We start from the raw sequence: 16005 nt of genomic DNA, 5'->3' as shown, positions 1-16005 counted from the left end.
TGAGGTCTCGGCCGGTGCTGTCGGTGACCCGGAGCCGCTCGGCGGGGCCGGTGATGGTGATGACTCCGCGGTGGTGCAGCCGGTGATGGTGGGGGCAGACCAGCACCAGGTTGTCCAGCTCGGTCAGGCCGCCGTCTTCCCAGTGCTCGATGTGGTGGGCGTGCAGCCCGCGGGTGGCCCCGCAGCCGGGCACCGCGCAGCTGCGGTGCCGGTATTCCAGCGCCCGACGTAGCCGGCGGCTGATGGTGCGGGTGGTGCGCCCGGCCCCGAGGGGGATTCCGTCGCGTTCGAACCACACCTCGCAGGTGGCATCACAGCTCAGGTAGCGGCGCTGTTCGGCCGAAAGCAGCGGCCCCAGATGCAGGGCGGCGATCTGGTCTTTGACATCGACATGGACCACCACCGTGGTGTGCGCACCGTGCGGGCGGCGTGCGGCCTCGACATCCCAGCCCGCCTGGACCAACTCCATGAATGCATGACCGGCCGTCGGGATCGGCGAACGCCCCAGGCCCCGCCCGTCGCCGTCACTATGCCCGTCACGGTGGCCGACGCCGTATCCACCCGCGCCGTACCCACCGGCGCTGTCGCCGTTGTGGGCGGCGGTGTCGGGGTTGTCTGTGTCGGGGTTGGTGGTGTCGTCGCGTTTCCACTGCGCGATCAACCCGTCGTGGTGTGCCTTCAGGGCCGCTTCGAACTTCGCCGACTCCAGCAGCGGGAGCCTGATCCGCCAACACACGAACTCCCCGTCGATGGTTTTGGAAATCGACGGCTGCGGCACCGGCTCACACACCGGCTCAGGCGCAGGCTCGGGTTCAGGCTCGGGCGCAGGTTCGGGTTCGGGTTCGGGTTCGGGACGGGCTTCGACGCTGATCGCGGTCCGCAACTGACTGACCGTGGCATTGGCGGCCAACTGCGCATAATGGGCATCCGAACCCCTCCCCGCGCCCTCGGCGATCGCCCCGACCTGATCCAACGACAGCCGACCCGCCCGCAAATCCCCTGTACAGAGTGGGAATTCGGCCATCCGGCGTGCCACCGCCACCAGCGTCTGCGCGTTACGAAACGACGTCCCCAGTTTCCACGCGATCAACCCCTCCATCGATTTCACGCCCGTGATCGCCCATAACCCGGCCCGATCAATCTCGGCAGTGATCTCAGCGATGCGCCCGTCGATGGCGTTGCGCTGACCGGCCAACTCCGCCAACTCCTCAAAATGCGCCTCCAGCCGATCCGACTGACGCACCACACCGTCGGTACCAGTACCAACCGGGGTCTTCGCGGGCATAACCCCATCCTGACACCACCCACCGACAAACCGCCCGACCCAGACCGACGACGCGAAAACGACTCCCGCACAACGCGGTTGCCCAGTTCCGAACTGGCCCCCGCCGCGTCATCTCCCGGCATACACACACCGCGGCCGTGAATCTGCGCAGAACCACGACCCTCACCGCAATCTCGCGTGCAGCATGCAAAAGACAACAGGGCACCAAGGGGCGTTGCGAATCAGCTACGCTCGATCGCCTCGCGCTGAATGCGATCGAACTGTGCACCCATCGCATCGGCGAGTGCGGTGGCGCCCGACAGCGGCCGCACCATCACCATGAAGTCGTCGATCAGGCCGTCGTCGTTGATGTGCAGGAAGTCGCAACCGGTGATCCGCTTGCCCGAGACGGTGGCCTCGAAGATCAAGGCGTGATCGCGGCCGTTGCCGTTGGTGATCTCGCGGACGTAGCGAAAGTCCTCGAACACCCGCATCACGCCGCGGAGGATCGCCGCGGTGATGGGTTTGCCCGGGTACGGCTTGAACGCCACGGGACTCGTGAATACGACGTCATCGGCCAACAGGGCTTCGATGGCGGCATCGTCACGGGACTCGACGGCCTGCCTGAATGCATGCATCACATGACGGTAGCGCGCGGCGAATACGTAGCCCTCTGCTCTCGGCCGAAATCCCTTAGCGTGGCGGCATGGCACGCAAAGTCGACGTCGGACTCGGGTTGTTTGTCTTCCGTACGGTCGTGGGTTTCCTGTTCGGACTGCACGGCACCGTCAAGATCTTCGGTTGGCCGGCCGACGCGGGCCCGACCGCCGAGTTCGGTGCTTGGCCGTCCTGGTGGATCGGTCTGATCTCGTTGACGACCGGTCTGCTGGTCATGATCGGATTGTTCACCCGCGCAGCGGCGTTCCTGGCTTCCGGCGCGATGGCGGTGGCCTACTTTTGGAAGCATCAGCCCGATGGACTGCTACCGATCCAGAACGGAGGCGAGACCGCGGCACTGTTCAGCTTCGCCTTCCTGCTCCTGGCATTCACCGGATCCGGCGCCTGCGCAGTCGGCAATCTCACACGCGGCCGAACCGCTCACGTCCGTGAGGTCGATGCGATCGATGTCAGCTCGCCTCATCATCGAGAAGTGCTGCCCCAGTAGTACTCCGGTGAACCCGGCTTCAACGTCGGCTGGGGCGGGCGGCGTTCGACGGTGGGACGCACCCTAAGTTCCCGGATTCCTCCGGGTCGTCCTCGCCCTCGGCCTGGTCGGCCTGGTGTGTCCCCGAGGTCTTCATCTCGGGATCGGCATCGGGATCCTGCCGGCCCGGGTTCTCGGGTCCGCTGTCGGTACTCAGCATTGCTCACCTCCGTGAGGCGCGGCATACCCGGCCGGCAAGGGTTTAGTCCCGGCTCTTGTGGCTATGGATTCTCACTGTGCGCGCGTACGTGAGGAGAAGACTGTGAGCACCAATAACGCCGGCGGCACCACCGCCAACGACCTCGGCGGCGCTGAGGACATGCTCAGCCCGATGGAGGCATGTCTGCCGAGGAGGAGCGCCAGGGCGAGACGCTCGACCAGCGGTTGGCCGAGGAGCTACCCGACGTGACGGCCGGCGACCTCGACCCCCGGGACGCCGACGCATCCGGGACCCCGCCGGCTGATCCCCGCCAGATCGACGGCGTTCCAGAGGACGGGGACTCGGTGTTCCCCGTCGTCAAGTGAAAGGCAGACCGTATGACGAACTCCGCAGACCTACCGCTGCCCGACTACGACCAACTGACCGTGGGCGACCTCCAGCACCGGATCCGGTCCCTCACGGCTGACGAACTACAGGCCGTACTCATCCACGAGGCCGGCCACGCAGCACGAGTGCCCGTGCTGGAGATCCTCGAAGCCCGGGTACGTGAACTGGAGGAGGGTGCACAGCCGTCGTCCGGTGATCCGCGTCGGGCGCCCAGGGTCCAATCGACGCCCGGCGGTTCGCCGGTGCAGGAATCGACGGCTGCCCAGGCGAACACGCCGTTGCGGCACGGAGTGGCGAACCAGACCCCCAACCGCGGCCTTCCATGAGCCGGCGGTCAGTCGTGCCGTCACCGGCGTGGAGCCGGTCGAGTTCGCCTGTGGTGCGGTCTAGTCGTCAGCGGTGGGCCGGCGCTCGGCCAGCGCGACCAACCGCCAGGTGCTCTCGCGGTTGCGCGGATAGGCCATGGCCAGGGCCGCGGAGTCGGGCAGCCAGCTCAGGGGCGGCGACACCGGCACCTCAGCCATCTCGATCAGGCATCCGCCGCCCTCGATGTCGTGGAGCCGCAGCGTGACGCGCGCCGTGCCCAACGGCCCGCCCTTGGCGATCAGCACGAGTTCGTATTCAGGCGTGCAGGACTCGACCACGGTGCGGTCGTTGATCACGGCGGGCCATATCCCGATCGAGTGGTGAATCACGCTTGCGGGCTGGGGCCACTTCGGATCGACGGCGCGCATGCGGCTGTTCCCGACCACCCATTGGGAGTAGGTCCAGCCGTCGGCGAGCACGTTCCAGACCCGCTGCCGCGAGGCCGGGGTCTCGCGCCGGACTATCGGTGAACTGGTGATCTCGGGAGGGCCGGAGGCGTGAGTCGACACCAGTAGCGGCTACCCGTCCGCGTGCCCGACAAACACCTCCGTGCTTGCATGGAAGGCCAGTACCGACGTCGAGAGCTCCCGGAGGTGCGAGTTCATGCCGCTACCCGTGGCACGGCGCGGCGACTTGGTCTGGCTCGCCCATGTGCTGCGCGACGCAGGCTTGGAGGTCGTCGAGTTCCCCGGATGGCGGCAACGCGGGCACGGCGAGTTCAAGGACATCCATGGGGTGATGGTGCACCACACCGGGTCGGACCGGGCGTCCGCGGCCTCGATCGCCCACGGCCGTCCGGATCTGGCGGGCCCGCTGTCGCAGCTGCACATCGCACGCAACGGCACCGTGACCGTGGTCGCCGCAGGTGTGGCCTGGCATGCGGGCGTCGGCATGCATTCGTGGTTGCCGGCGAACATGGGCAACTGGCACACGATCGGCATCGAATGCGCCAATTCCGGGACCCGCCCGGAGGCGCCGCACCGGCGCAACTGGCCGGATGCCCAGTACTTCGCGATGGTGATCAGCTGCGCGGCGATCCACCGCCATCTCGGTCAACCGGCCGACCGCACGATCGGACACAAGGAGTACGCCGGCCGTGCGCAGGGCAAGTGGGATCCTGGTGCGATCGACATGGACGAGTTGCGCCGCGACATCACGTCGCGAATCGGCGCCGACCCGGCCGTCTCGGCGCCACGGCCGCCCGTCCCGGTGGGGGCGTACACCGACGTGCTGATGTATCGCGGGTCCCGAGGTCCACAGGTCGCAGAACTCCAGCGCAGGTTGAAATACGCCTACGCGGCGTATGCCGGGGCCTTGGAGATCGACGGTGTCTTCGGGCCCGACACCGAGGCGGCGGTGTGCGAATTTCAGCGCCGGACACCGGGGCTCACGGTCGACGGGATCGTCGGGCCGGCCACCGCGGCGGCATTGAGATTGCGCCTGATCGACCCGTGAGGACGCCGCCGTTGTGGCAGACTGCTTCGACCGGAGCACGAAGGGAACGGAACGCGGTGAAGGACGCACCGGCACGGCGCCGCCACCACGGGTCGCGCCGCGACCCCGCGATCGACGAAGCGGTGCTCGAGGTCACCCGCAAACTGCTGGTCACCCGTGGCTACTCGGCCACCTCGATCGATCTCATCGCAGCTACCGCCAGGGTGAGCCGCCCCGCCATCTACCGCCGATGGCGGTCCAAGGCCCATCTGATCCACGAGGCGGCGTTCCCTGATCTGGGCTCGGTGCCCTGCGAGGACGACGTCGCCGCCGAAATCACCCGGCTGTGCCGCGGGGCTCTGGTGATGTACGGCGACCCCGTTGTGCGCGAGGCGTTTCCGGGGCTGCTGCACGACCTGCGCCTGGAACCGGCCATGCAGAAGCTGATCGACGACCGGTTGGAGACCGCCGCGCGCCGCCGGCTCGCCGAACAGGTCGATGACGGAGTCGAACGCGGCAGGGTGCGCGCACAGGTGGACGCCGACGCCGTCATGGACGTCATTGCGGGCGCCGCCTGGTACGCGGTCTGCGTGCGGAAAGTGACCGACATCGACGACGCGGCGGCCAAGCTCGCCGATCTGGTCCTGCACGGCGTGCTGGCGCGCACCACAGGCGCCTAGAGTCGGCCCACCTGACGCAGTCCCTCAACCGTGTCGGCGATCGTCTCGGCGGGTTCGCGCTGGGTCAGGCCGAAGTCGCGCCGGCTGGGCTCGTCGTCGGACTCGGGCATCTGGGTGTAGTACTGCATCGCCGCCGAGTTGATCGGCGTCTCAAACGGCAGGAACGGGCCGACGATGTCGAGCAGCCGGCCGGCGCTGCGCAGCGCCACGTCGGGAACCGGGTAGACGACCAGAGTGTGGCCGGCCGCGGTGCCGATCATCGAGGCCAGCTTGTCGACCGGAACTCGTTGTCCGCCGGCCATGTACCGGCGTGGTCCTCGGCCCGCTTCGAGCAGGGCGACATGCAACTCGGCCAGGTCGCGGACGTCGATCACGATCCACCCCGCGCTGCGGCCGGGTACCCCGCGCATCTTCACCGACGCTTCGACGCCTTCGGCGGCCTCGCCGAACTGGTCGCCCGCCGGCGGGCCGAGCACCATGCCGGGATAGGTGATGTTGACCGGCGCGCCACCGTCCTGCAGTCCGCGGGCGTAGGCCTCCACGGCAGCCTTGGACCGGCCGTAGCCGTCGCTGCCGCCGACCACCGGCAGGTCAGCGTGCAGCAATTCGAGATCCGGCCGGAACAACGCGGTGAAACTCGAGACGTGAACGATCGGGTCGATGCCTGCGTGCACGGCGCCCCCAAGCACGTTGCGGGCACCTTCGAGGTTGGTGTGCAGCATTTCATCGGCCCGGCTGGGATCGGTGGAAACCATTGCCGCGCAGTGGATCACCGCATCGCAACCGTCCAGCGCGGCCGACGTGGCTTCCGCGTCGGCGATGTCACCGACAACGTGGTCGCCGATGTCGACGCCGATCTTCGCGGCGCTGGTGGTCAACCGGTCAGGGTTGCGGACCAAAAACCGCACGTCGTGCCCCGCGGCCTGAACGGCTTTGGCCGTCCACGCTCCGACGAAGCCGGTGCCACCCGTAACCAGTACTTTCATGTGCCCCCTCCGGTCTGCCGCGACGGAGGTCCCCGCCCGGACCCCGTCCACAGTACGGGCGAACCGGCGGTTTGCCAGGTGCCGCTGTCGCCGGTGGCCTTACAGTGACGGCATGGGGGCGCAACCGCAGATGCCGACAGGATTCGACCGGCCGCGAGTGGATCCCGGCGCGCTGGCGCTGGCCACCGTCGCAGGCGCGGTGGCCTTCATCCTCGGTCCCGGGGAGTGGGACGTGCTGGCCGTCGTCATCGGCGTGATGTTGCTGTGCATCCTGCTCGCCCACCACATCGCCGCGCCGGCGGCGCTGACCCCGCGCACTCTGCTGCTGCGGGCCGCGTTCGGCGCGACGACCGGGCTCGCGTTCTGCATCGCGGCCGCGCCGGCCATCCAGCACTTGGTGGTGACGCCGTACTTCCACAGCGAAGACCCGGACGGGATCTCCTTGGACGCCTGGAATACGACCGTCACCCTTGCAGTGATGTGGTTTTTCGTCGCGACGCTGATCGCGGTGTTCGAGCCGCGGATCGCCCGCTGGCTGGACACGCCGCGCCGGCGCACACGAACCGACGACCGCTAGTTGACAGTCGTCAAGAATTCCGCCGAACCGGCCCTCGAGGCTCCCGGGGCTGCTATAGGTTGACCCGGTGCACTCATCGTTGCGTCCGCAGCTGATCGAACGCCCTGCCGACCTGACCACCGAGTGGCTGACCGCGGTCCTCGGGCAGGGCACCGTCTCCGAATTCGACATCGACCGCATCGGCACCGGCCAGATGAGCGAGTGCTACCGCGTGGCGCTGCGCTACGCCGACGGCGACCCGGGGCCGTCGTCGGTCGTGCTCAAGGTCGCCGCCGCCGACCCCAGCAGTCGCCAGACCGGTCTGGCGATGGGGCTCTACGAGCGTGAGGTCAGCTTCTACGCCAACATCGCACCGGGGCTCGGCGGGCCCGTCGCGCCCTGCTATCACAGCGCGTACGACTCGCAGACGGGCGCCTTCGACCTGCTGCTCGCCGATGCTGCGCCCGCGCAGGTGGGTGACGAGATCCGCGGGGCCACAGTGGAACAGGCGACGCTGGCGCTGACCCAGATCGGGCACGTCCACGGACGACTGCTCGGCAGCCAGACGCTGGAGGGCGCGGAGTGGCTCAACCGCGAGTCGCCGGTCGACCAGGCTCTGATCAGCGCGCTGTATGCCGGCTACATCGACCGCTACCGGGACCAGATCGCCCCGGAACACCGTGAGGTCTGCGAACGGTTCGTCGCATCGTTCGACGCCTATATGGCAGCCGAGGACGAGGCCGACCGGCCACGCGGGCTCGTGCACGGCGACTTCCGGCTCGACAACATGCTGTTCGGCCAGGACGGGTCCGACCGTCCGCTGACCGTGGTGGACTGGCAGACCGTCACCTGGGGGCCCGCCTTCACCGACGTGGCCTACTTTCTGGGCTGCGCGCTGCCCGTCGAACGGCGCCGCGAACACTACGACACACTGCTGACCGCCTACCACGATGCGCTCGGCGCGGCCGGAATCACTCTCGACGAGGTACGCGAGGGGGTGCGCCACCAGGCTTTCTTCGGCGTGCTCATGGCGATCGTGTCGCCGATGCTCGTCGCACGCACCGAGCGCGGCGACGAAATGTTCATGGCGATGATCGCGCGAAACTGCCAGCACGTGCTGGACGCCGACGCGCTGGCCGTACTGCCCGCACCGACCACACCGGAACCGTTGCAGCCCAACGTCGATGACGAAGGACGGCACACCCCGACCGATGAAGACCTGTGGAGTGAGAGCTGGTACTTCGACTTCGCCGACCCTGCGCAGCAGGTCGGCGGCTGGATCCGGCTGGGCCTGATCCCGAACCAGGACCATGCGTGGATCAACGGCCTGGTGTGCGCGCCGGGCGCCCCGACCATCGCGCTGCTCGACTTCGAGGCTCCGCTGCCCGAGGATCACACCCGTGTCCGTGCGGACGGCATCGAGTTGGACATCGACGTGCCGACGCCGCTGCGCACCTACCGGGTCGCGGTGCGGGGGCGGGGACAGGCCCACGACGACCCCGCTGCGATCCTGCGGGGCGAGGCCGGCCGGCCCGTCGATGTGTCGATGGATCTGACCTGGACCACCGTCGGGCAGCCGTACCAGTACCGCATCTCTGCACGGTACGAGATCCCCTGCACCGTAACGGGAACCGTGGTGGCCGACGGGCAGACCTACGAATTCACCGCGGTGCCCGGCCAGCGGGACCACTCCTGGGCGGCCCGGGACTGGTGGAGCATGGATTGGGTATGGAGCGCGCTGCACCTCGACGACGGCACGCACCTGCACGGAGCGCAGATCCTGATTCCCGGCGCCCCGCCGATCGGCATCGGCTACGCGCAGCGCGACGGCCGGCCCTTTGTCGAGCTGGCCGCGGTCACCGCGCGAACGACGTTCGGCGACAAAGAGTTACCGGTCTGCGCCGAGGTGGACTACGAACCCGCCGGCATCACGGCCACAATCGAGGTCCGCGGCCACGCACCCGTGCTGCTGACCTCCGCCGACGGAAGGCTCAGCCAGTTCCCGCGCGCCTGGGGAACCGTGACCACAGCCGACGGTCGCACCGGCGTGGGCTGGATCGAGTGGAACCGCAGTCAAGGCTGAAGCGCCGGCGACCTGTGCCCTAGCCCGTGCTGCTCTGGATCTGCAACAGATTGCCGCAGGTGTCGTCGAGCACCGCGGTGGTCACCGGGCCCATGTCGGCCGGCTCCTGGGTGAAGCGAACGCCTTTCGCGCGCAGCCGCTCGAACTCCGCTCGGACGTCGTCGACGACGAAGGCGGTGAACGGGATCCCGTCGGCGACGAGCGCGTCCTTGAACGGTTTGACCGCCGGGTGGGCGTCGGGTTCCAGGGTCAGTTCGGTCCCGTCGGGATCCTCAGGCGAGACGACCGTGATCCACCGGGCTTCGCCCATGGGCACGTCGTGCTTGACCTGGAAGCCGAGCACGTCGGTGTAGAACCGCAGCGCCTTGTCCTGGTCGTCGACCAGCATGCTGGCGTAACCGATCCTCATGTCGTTTTCTCCTCGGGGTTGGGGAGCCACCGCCGGAAGAGGTCGCGCAGCGGTGCGGTGTTCAGGTGGTGGAACTTAAAGCGTCCTTCGCGCCGGGTCTCGATCAGCCCCGCCTCTTCCAATACGTCCAGGTGCTGGGACGTCGATTGCCGGGACGCGCTGACCCCGTGCTTGGTGGCCAGTCGCGCGCAGATCTCGAAGAGCGTCTGGCCGTCCCGGTCGGTCAGCTCGTCGACGATCAGCCGCCGCGTGGGATCGGCCAAAGCCTTGAAGACGTCACCCACGAAACGACCATAGGCAAGTAGCTACTTGCATGTCAACGGTCGGAACGGAGCACATCCGTCGAAACGTCCCGGGCCGCGATAGCATCCCGCAGTGAGCTCAGCCGAGCCTCGATTCGGTGTCCCGGAGCTACAGAACCGCCGGGATCAGTGGGTGGCGCTCGTGCTGCGGTCCAGGCCGTGGCCGGTCGGCTGGGGCATCGGCGTGGCGGCCGGGCTTATCGCGGCGGAGACCGCCCTGGTGGTGTTCCTGCACGTGTCGCGCCGGAGAATGCGTTCGGCGCCATCTTCTTCTTCGCGGTTCTCGTGGTGTCGGCCGGGTGGAACTCGTGGCTGGCGGTGGCGACCTCGCTGGTCAGCGCGGCGGTGTACGTGATGTTTCATCTGGACGGTCTGGTCACGGCGATCTTTGTGTTCCTGCCGCTGGCGCTGCTGGCCAATCTGCTCGCAGGCCAGGCGCGCCTGCGCGCGATCGAAGCCGAACGGCGGCGGCAGCGCGCCGACGCCCTGGCCGCCCAGCAGGCGGCGCTCCGCCGGGTCGCGACCCTGGTGGCACGCGAGGCCGATCTGGCCGAGATCTACGCCACGGCGGTCTCCGAGCTTGCGCGCGGTCTCGATGTGGAGCACACCGCGCTGGTGGAGTTCGTCGGGGAGGAGTGCGTGGTGCTCGCCGCGCACGACACCCAGGGGCGGTCATGGCCGACGATGGGCGAGCGTTTCCCGCTGGAAGGACACACCGTCACCGCCGAGATCCGCAGAACCGGCCGGACCGCACACGTCGATGACTACCGCGCAGTCGAGGGCGCGCTTGCCGAGCGCCTGCGCGGTGCCGGGTTCCGTTCCGGCGCAGGGGCGCCCATCACGGTCGCCGGCCAGGTGGTCGGGGCGCTGATCGTGGCCTCGGTGCAGCCGGGCGCCCTTGCCGACGGATGGAAAGACAGCATCGGCGACTTCGCCGACCTGGTGTCCACCGCGATCGCCAACGCCCGGACCCGCGAACAACTCCGGGCCTCCCGGGCCCGCGTCGTCACCGCGGCCGACCAGGCCAGGCGCGGGATCGAACGTGATCTGCACGACGGTGCACAACAACGCATCGTCGCACTGGGCTTGCGGTTGCGAGGAATCGAGGCCACCGTGCCCGTGGAGTTGACGCCGGTGCGCGACGAACTCGACCGCGCCGTGCAAGGACTCGGTGATGTGCTGCGGGAGTTGCAGGAACTCTCCCGCGGCATCCACCCCGCCGTGCTGTCCAATGGCGGGCTCGGCCCGGCGCTGCGGTCGCTGGCCCGGCGCTCGGCTATCCCGGCGACCGTCGATGTCGACGTCGACGGACGGTTGCCCGAACCGGTCGAGGTGGCGGCCTACTACGTCACCGCCGAAGCTCTGGCCAACGCCGCCAAGCACTCCGGGGCCGACGGCGTGACCGTGACTGCGCGTCGAGAGCGACGAGTTGATCATCGCGGTCAGCGACGACGGCGTCGGGGGCGCCGCGACCGCCGACGGATCGGGCTTGATCGGGCTCAGCGACCGCGTGGAGGCCGTGGGCGGGCGGTTCGAGGTGGTCAGCCCCGCCGGGGCGGGCACCACGCTCACCGCCCGCCTTCCGGTGGCGGCCACGCCGGTCTGACCAGGCTGGTCAGTCCGCCGGATGATCCCAGGGGGAATCCACCGGGGTCGCCGGCACCGGCAGTCGCGATTCCGGCAGCGGTGGAACAGCTTTCAACAGCGGGTTGCGGTCCCGAAGCGCGCCGGCGGTACGTCCGCGGCCCCAGCCGACCATCTCGCGGTACCCGCCGAGCAGGCCGTGCCGGGTGACGGCGCCCTCATCGGCGTGCGGACTGTCCGGTCCGACGGGCGCCGAGACGGGGGAGACGTACAACGCATCGACCGGGCAATAGGCCTCGCACATGAAGCAGGTCTGGCAGTCCGACTGCCGGGCGATCACGGGGATACCGTCCTCGCCGCGCTCGAACACATCGGTGGGGCACACCTTGATGCACACGTCGCAGGCGATGCACGCAGTCGAGCTGACGATCTCGATCATGCCACTGCCTCCGCAGAGACCAATTGCGGAGCAACCGGATCCGGTGCTGTCCTGACCTCGTCGAGCCCGCCGACCAGGATCCGGTGGGCGAGCCGGTGGTCAATCTGGGGCAGATCCTCGCGGCGGTGCAGACCCCGGCTCTCGGAACGGGCGAGCGACGCGGCGGTGATCCAGCGGGCGGTGGCCACCAGCGCGACCGCCTGCCGCGGTTTGTACGCCTCGCGTGCCGGCACCGGGGCCAGCCCGCCGGCGATATCCCGCCACAGGCTTTCGAGGGCATCGGCCGACTCGGTGAGCCGAGCATGGGATTTGAGGTGGCTGCGCTTAGGCGGCAGGATCTGGTTTTGCGCTGCGCGCACCACTTCGTCGACGGTCGGTGCGTTCCGGTGGCCGGGTCGTAGCCCGAGGCGGTCGTGCTCGACGGGTTCATCGACGGTGCGTCGGCGGCTGTACTCCGCGGCGCCACGACCGGCGAACGTTCCGGACGCGATCGCCCACGATCCATTGTGGCTGCCGCCCCCGCTGATCGCACCGGTGATCAGTTCCCTGGTCGCGGCGTCACCCGCGGCGAACAGACCGGGAACGGTGGTGGCGCAGTCGGGCCCGGTGATCCGTAGGCCGCCGGTCCCGCGTACCGAACCTTCGTAGACCATGCGCAGCGGGTAGGCGGTGACGAACGGGTCGATGCCTGCCTTGTCGAGAGGCAGGAAGTAGTTCGGCTGGGCATCGCGCATGGTCTGCCGGATGTGCTCGGGCGCGCGATCCAGCCGGGCGAACACCCGCTGACCGCGCGCCAGTGCCCGCTGCGCATCCTTGCGCCCGGCCAGGCCGCGCTCGGCGGGGAAGGGCCGGCCGTGCTCGTCATAGAAACTGGCCCATTGCAGCATCCGTCCCTTGGTGTGGGTGCCCCATTCGGGTGCCAACGCGTAGGCGGTGCTGAACTCCATGCCGGACAGGTCGGCGCCCACTTCGGCGGCCATCAGGTATCCGTCCCCGGTGTCGACATTGGTGCCGAACGACCCCGACAGGAATGCGGTGCCGCCGGTGGCCAGTACCACCGCACCCGCGCCGATCCGCCACCGCCGTCCGCCCTCCTGGCGTGCTATTCCATTGGCCCCGTTGACGATTCCGTCCGTGTCGGTGGTCAGTGCGGTCGCGGGATGATGGTCGAGGATGCGCACCCCGCTGCGGTGGGCCTTGCGGCGCATCCGGCGCATGTACTCCGGGCCGTGCAGGCTGCTGCGCAGCTGCCGCCCGTCGTCCCCGACCGGGAACGGATAGCCCCATCGGGCCAGCTGCTCGATCCGGTCCCACGACGCCGACAGCACCCGTGCCATCCAATCGGCATCGGTCAGGCCACCGGCGGCCGCCTCGCGTTCACGCATGGAGTCCTCGCGGCGCGGGCCGGGCGGGATCAGCCACAGATTGTTGCCACCGGCGGCGGTGGCCCCACTGGTACCGCAATAACCCTTGTCCACCAGGGTGACCCGGCTTCCGGCTTCGGCGGCCGCAACGGCGGCCCAGGTGGCCGCCGGACCGCCGCCGATCACCAGGACGTCGGTGACATGCATGTCGACGTCACCGGCTGCGGTCATGCCCGACCTCCTCCGCGACGCCGAGTTCGGCCAGCAGTGCCCGACGCAGTTCGTCGAAACCGTCGTCGCCGCGGCTGCGGGGGAACGGCAACTCCACCTGACGGTTCAGCGAGACCCGGCCCTCGGACAGCACGACCACCCGGTCGGCGAGCAGGATCGCCTCGTCGACGTCGTGTGTGACGTGCAGCACGGCCATGTGCCGGCGCGCCCAAAGGTCATGCAGGAGGCGGTACATCTTGAGCCGGGTCAGCGCATCCAGTGCGCCGAACGGTTCGTCGAGCAACAGCAGGTCGGGTTCCCGAACCAGGGCTCTGGCCAGTGAAACACGCTGGGCCTCACCGCCGGACAACGACAGCGGCCACGACCGAACCTTGCCGGACAGGCCGACCTCGTCGAGCGCTGCCTGACCGCGCGCGGTCCGGCTGGGGGCGTCGGAGCCGGCGTCGGGTAGCGCGAACGTGACGTTGGCCAGCGCCCGGCGCCAGGGCAGCAGGCGCGGGTTCTGGAACACCACCGCCCGGGAACGCGGCACGATCACCGAGCCGTCGGCCTGCCCGTCGAGGCCTGCGAGGATGCGTAGCAGCGTGCTCTTGCCTGAACCGGAACGGCCCAGCATCGCGACGAACTCGCCGTCGGCGATGTCGAGGTCGAGACCGTCCAGCACCTGCTGGACGCAGAACGCGCGATGCAGGTTGCGGATGGTGACCACAGGGGCGGTCACGCCGCGCCCTCGAAGCCGCCGAAGCCGTTGCGCCAGGACAGCAGCACCCGCTCCAGCAGTCGCACCAGCGCATAGGAGGCGAGCCCGGCCACCGCGTAGATCACGATCACCAGCAGGGAGATGTCGAACTGCAGGTTGGTCTGCGCACGCGACATCAGGAAGCCGATGCCCTCGGTGGTGTTGATCATCTCGGCGAAGATCAGGCTCAGCCAGGCGCTGGACAGCCCGAGGCGAAGGCCGACAAGGAAGTTCGGCATCGCACCGGGAAGGATCACATTGGTGATCAGGGTGACGCGGCGCGCCTCCAACGTCTGGGCCATCTCCACCAGCTGTTGGTCCACCCCGCGGATACCGGAGTAGGTGTTGATGTAGATCGCGATCGCGACTCCGAGGGTGATGAGCACGATCTTCGGGCCCTCGCCGATGCCCATCCAGATGATCAGCAGTGGGGTGAGCGCGAAATTGGGTACCGCCTTGAGGATCTGCATGGTCCAGTCGAGCAGGTCCTCGCCGGTGCGGGTCAGCCCGGCCAGCACCGCGAGCAGGACGCCGAGGGTGATGCCCAGCACGGTGCCGGTCAGCACCCGGGTGGCCGACGCGCCGACGTGAAGAGCGAGCTGGCCGTCGGTCAGCAGGCGCCACGCGGTGGTCGCGACATCCGCCGGCGGCGGAAACAGATCAGGGTTGAGCAGTCCGGTCGCCGAACCGACGGCCCATGCGGACAGGATCAGCACCGGTCCCATCATCCGGCGCAGCGGGCGCGGGATGCGGGCCCAGACGCTGCGCCGACGGCGGTGGCCGGCGACGACGTCGATCAGGTCCAGGCTCGACGCCTCGGCGCGGACCGGGGTGGCGACGACGGTCATGACTGCGCTCCGGCCCACTCCGTCACCGAGTACCGGCCCTCCAGGGCGCCGTCGGCCTCGAGGAAGTCGTAGGCGGCCTGGAGCTGATCGACACCCTGTTTCGGGAACGGTTCGGTATTGAACTCGTCGGGTCGCGTCGCCTCCCTGACGAACTCGACCTCGGTGCCGTCTGTCTGCGCGACCCAGTCGGTGTACTGATCGAAGTTCTTCTGGATGTCGCTGTTGACCGCGGTGACGGCCTGGCGCCACGCGTCGGCGAACCCGGGATGTTTGTCGGTGAACGTGGTCAACGCGATGTTGGTGCCGGTACTGCCCAGACCGTGCCGGGAGAGGCTGTCGATGATCGGGAAGCCCTTGTGCTGCAACTCGATCGCGCTGGCCCCGGTGACCACCGTGGCGTCGATCTGCCCGGAGCTCAGGCCTGCGATCGACTCGGGCGTCGGCACGTCGCGCACCTGGATCTTGCCGTTGAGTCCGGCGGCGTCGATCAGCTGTTTGGCCGCCCGGTCGCGGATGGTGCCCTGCGGTGCGGTCACCGACTTGCCGACCAGCCCGCCGATGTCGGTCGGGCCGCCTTTGGCGCCGACCAGCCAGGCGTCGCCGCTGACCGAGTCAAGGCTCAGCAGAACAACTTTCGGGTCACGGCTGCGGGCGCGCAGCGCTGGGTTGTCGCCGATCGCGGCGACGTCGATCGCACCGGCGAACAACGCCGACGCGACGTCACTGCCGGACTGGAAGAACGAGTACTCGATCTTGTCGACGCCGGCTCCCTTGAGTTGCTCGGCGAGGATGCCCTGCTTGTCACCCCAGCCCAGCGACCCGGCAGGAGTGCCGGTCGGGGACGTCGCGCCGATACGCAGCGTGTAACCCTCCGATCCGTCATCACTGCTGCCACAGGCGACGGCCGAACCGAGAATGGCAAGCGTCAGGGCGGTGCGCACGAAGTAGCGAAGCATGGGGTGGGCCTCC

At 68.8% G+C, this 16005-nt stretch carries 19 protein-coding genes and 1 pseudogene; 8 read left to right on the top strand and 12 right to left on the bottom strand.

The window, feature by feature from the left end:
* Both ACTWP6_RS25580 and ACTWP6_RS25575 read right to left on the bottom strand, forming a co-directional pair.
* The coding region (locus tag ACTWP6_RS25580) for a DUF222 domain-containing protein (protein ID WP_443189148.1) at nt 1–1285 on the bottom strand (1285 nt) is incomplete at its 3' end.
* Nucleotides 1286–1506: 221 nt separating this feature from the next.
* Entirely contained in the window at nt 1507–1902 is a 396-nt protein-coding gene (locus ACTWP6_RS25575) for a nuclear transport factor 2 family protein (RefSeq protein WP_443189147.1), read from the bottom strand.
* Nucleotides 1903–1970: 68 nt separating this feature from the next.
* Between ACTWP6_RS25575 and ACTWP6_RS25570 the strand changes: the two genes are divergently transcribed.
* Nucleotides 1971–2429: a DoxX family protein gene (locus ACTWP6_RS25570; protein WP_260753216.1), complete on the top strand. Its 459-nt coding sequence runs from the start codon at nt 1971–1973 to the stop codon at nt 2427–2429.
* 19 nt (nt 2430–2448) lie between these two features.
* On the opposite strand, the gene ACTWP6_RS25565 is transcribed toward ACTWP6_RS25570, so the two are convergent.
* Complete coding sequence (locus tag ACTWP6_RS25565) at nt 2449–2628, bottom strand: hypothetical protein (protein WP_443189146.1); 180 nt, start codon at nt 2626–2628, stop codon at nt 2449–2451.
* Between the two features lie 179 nt (nt 2629–2807).
* On the opposite strand from ACTWP6_RS25565, the gene ACTWP6_RS25560 reads away from it, so the two are divergent.
* Both ACTWP6_RS25560 and ACTWP6_RS25555 read left to right on the top strand, forming a co-directional pair.
* Entirely contained in the window at nt 2808–2993 is a 186-nt protein-coding gene (locus ACTWP6_RS25560; protein ID WP_443189145.1) for a hypothetical protein, read from the top strand.
* 12 nt (nt 2994–3005) lie between these two features.
* Complete coding sequence (locus tag ACTWP6_RS25555) at nt 3006–3341, top strand: hypothetical protein (protein WP_260753211.1); 336 nt, start codon at nt 3006–3008, stop codon at nt 3339–3341.
* 60 nt (nt 3342–3401) lie between these two features.
* Here ACTWP6_RS25555 and ACTWP6_RS25550 read toward each other — a convergent pair whose 3' ends face one another.
* The gene (locus tag ACTWP6_RS25550) at nt 3402–3890 is read right to left on the bottom strand and encodes an SRPBCC family protein (protein ID WP_443189144.1); all 489 of its coding nucleotides are present in this window, start codon (nt 3888–3890) and stop codon (nt 3402–3404) included.
* A 94-nt stretch (nt 3891–3984) separates the two neighbouring features.
* Here ACTWP6_RS25550 and ACTWP6_RS25545 point away from each other — a divergent pair, with 94 nt between their 5' ends.
* Nucleotides 3985–4836, top strand: a complete 852-nt coding sequence (locus tag ACTWP6_RS25545) for a peptidoglycan recognition protein family protein (RefSeq protein WP_443189143.1) — start codon at nt 3985–3987, stop codon at nt 4834–4836.
* 56 nt (nt 4837–4892) lie between these two features.
* Nucleotides 4893–5495, top strand: coding sequence for a TetR/AcrR family transcriptional regulator (locus ACTWP6_RS25540; RefSeq protein WP_260753207.1), 603 nt, complete (start codon nt 4893–4895; stop codon nt 5493–5495).
* On the opposite strand, the gene ACTWP6_RS25535 is transcribed toward ACTWP6_RS25540, so the two are convergent.
* Complete coding sequence (locus ACTWP6_RS25535) at nt 5492–6481, bottom strand: SDR family NAD(P)-dependent oxidoreductase (RefSeq protein WP_260753205.1); 990 nt, start codon at nt 6479–6481, stop codon at nt 5492–5494. The genes ACTWP6_RS25540 and ACTWP6_RS25535 overlap by 4 nt on opposite strands.
* A gap of 112 nt (nt 6482–6593) precedes the next feature.
* Here ACTWP6_RS25535 and ACTWP6_RS25530 point away from each other — a divergent pair, with 112 nt between their 5' ends.
* A complete protein-coding gene (locus ACTWP6_RS25530) occupies nt 6594–7058 on the top strand; it encodes a hypothetical protein (RefSeq protein WP_260753204.1) in 465 nt (154 codons plus the stop codon).
* A gap of 67 nt (nt 7059–7125) precedes the next feature.
* On the top strand, nt 7126–9120 hold the full coding sequence (locus tag ACTWP6_RS25525) for a DUF7064 domain-containing protein (RefSeq protein WP_443189142.1): 1995 nt from the start codon (nt 7126–7128) through the stop codon (nt 9118–9120).
* 19 nt (nt 9121–9139) lie between these two features.
* On the opposite strand, the gene ACTWP6_RS25520 is transcribed toward ACTWP6_RS25525, so the two are convergent.
* Together ACTWP6_RS25520 and ACTWP6_RS25515 are read right to left on the bottom strand one after the other, a co-directional pair.
* Nucleotides 9140–9529: a VOC family protein gene (locus tag ACTWP6_RS25520; RefSeq protein WP_443189141.1), complete on the bottom strand. Its 390-nt coding sequence runs from the start codon at nt 9527–9529 to the stop codon at nt 9140–9142.
* A complete protein-coding gene (locus tag ACTWP6_RS25515) occupies nt 9526–9813 on the bottom strand; it encodes an ArsR/SmtB family transcription factor (protein WP_443189140.1) in 288 nt (95 codons plus the stop codon). The genes ACTWP6_RS25520 and ACTWP6_RS25515 overlap by 4 nt, the downstream gene beginning before the upstream one ends.
* Before the next feature lie 372 nt (nt 9814–10185).
* Between ACTWP6_RS25515 and ACTWP6_RS25510 the strand changes: the two are divergent.
* Nucleotides 10186–10998: pseudogene (locus ACTWP6_RS25510) on the top strand (GAF domain-containing protein); the annotation flags it as partial.
* A 448-nt stretch (nt 10999–11446) separates the two neighbouring features.
* Here the strand turns inward: ACTWP6_RS25510 and ACTWP6_RS25505 are convergent.
* From ACTWP6_RS25505 to ACTWP6_RS25485, 5 genes are read right to left on the bottom strand one after another with little or no spacing between them, the layout of a single operon-like run.
* Complete coding sequence (locus ACTWP6_RS25505; protein ID WP_443189139.1) at nt 11447–11854, bottom strand: 4Fe-4S dicluster domain-containing protein; 408 nt, start codon at nt 11852–11854, stop codon at nt 11447–11449.
* A complete protein-coding gene (locus tag ACTWP6_RS25500; RefSeq protein ID WP_443189138.1) occupies nt 11851–13449 on the bottom strand; it encodes an FAD-dependent oxidoreductase in 1599 nt (532 codons plus the stop codon). The genes ACTWP6_RS25505 and ACTWP6_RS25500 overlap by 4 nt, the downstream gene beginning before the upstream one ends.
* A complete protein-coding gene (locus ACTWP6_RS25495; protein ID WP_443189137.1) occupies nt 13433–14170 on the bottom strand; it encodes an ABC transporter ATP-binding protein in 738 nt (245 codons plus the stop codon). Before ACTWP6_RS25495 ends, ACTWP6_RS25500 begins: the two co-directional genes overlap by 17 nt.
* Entirely contained in the window at nt 14167–15036 is an 870-nt protein-coding gene (locus tag ACTWP6_RS25490) for an ABC transporter permease (RefSeq protein WP_443189136.1), read from the bottom strand. The genes ACTWP6_RS25495 and ACTWP6_RS25490 overlap by 4 nt, the downstream gene beginning before the upstream one ends.
* Nucleotides 15033–15992, bottom strand: a complete 960-nt coding sequence (locus ACTWP6_RS25485; RefSeq protein ID WP_443189135.1) for an ABC transporter substrate-binding protein — start codon at nt 15990–15992, stop codon at nt 15033–15035. The genes ACTWP6_RS25490 and ACTWP6_RS25485 overlap by 4 nt, the downstream gene beginning before the upstream one ends.
* Nucleotides 15993–16005 lie beyond the last annotated feature (13 nt).

Origin of the sequence: Mycobacterium sp. 4D054 (genome assembly GCF_052245755.1) — a bacterium.
Classification (GTDB): Bacteria; Actinomycetota; Actinomycetes; order Mycobacteriales; family Mycobacteriaceae; genus Mycobacterium.
The sequence above is the reverse complement of the archived record's forward strand: the minus strand, read 5'-3'. Positions and strand labels throughout refer to the sequence as shown.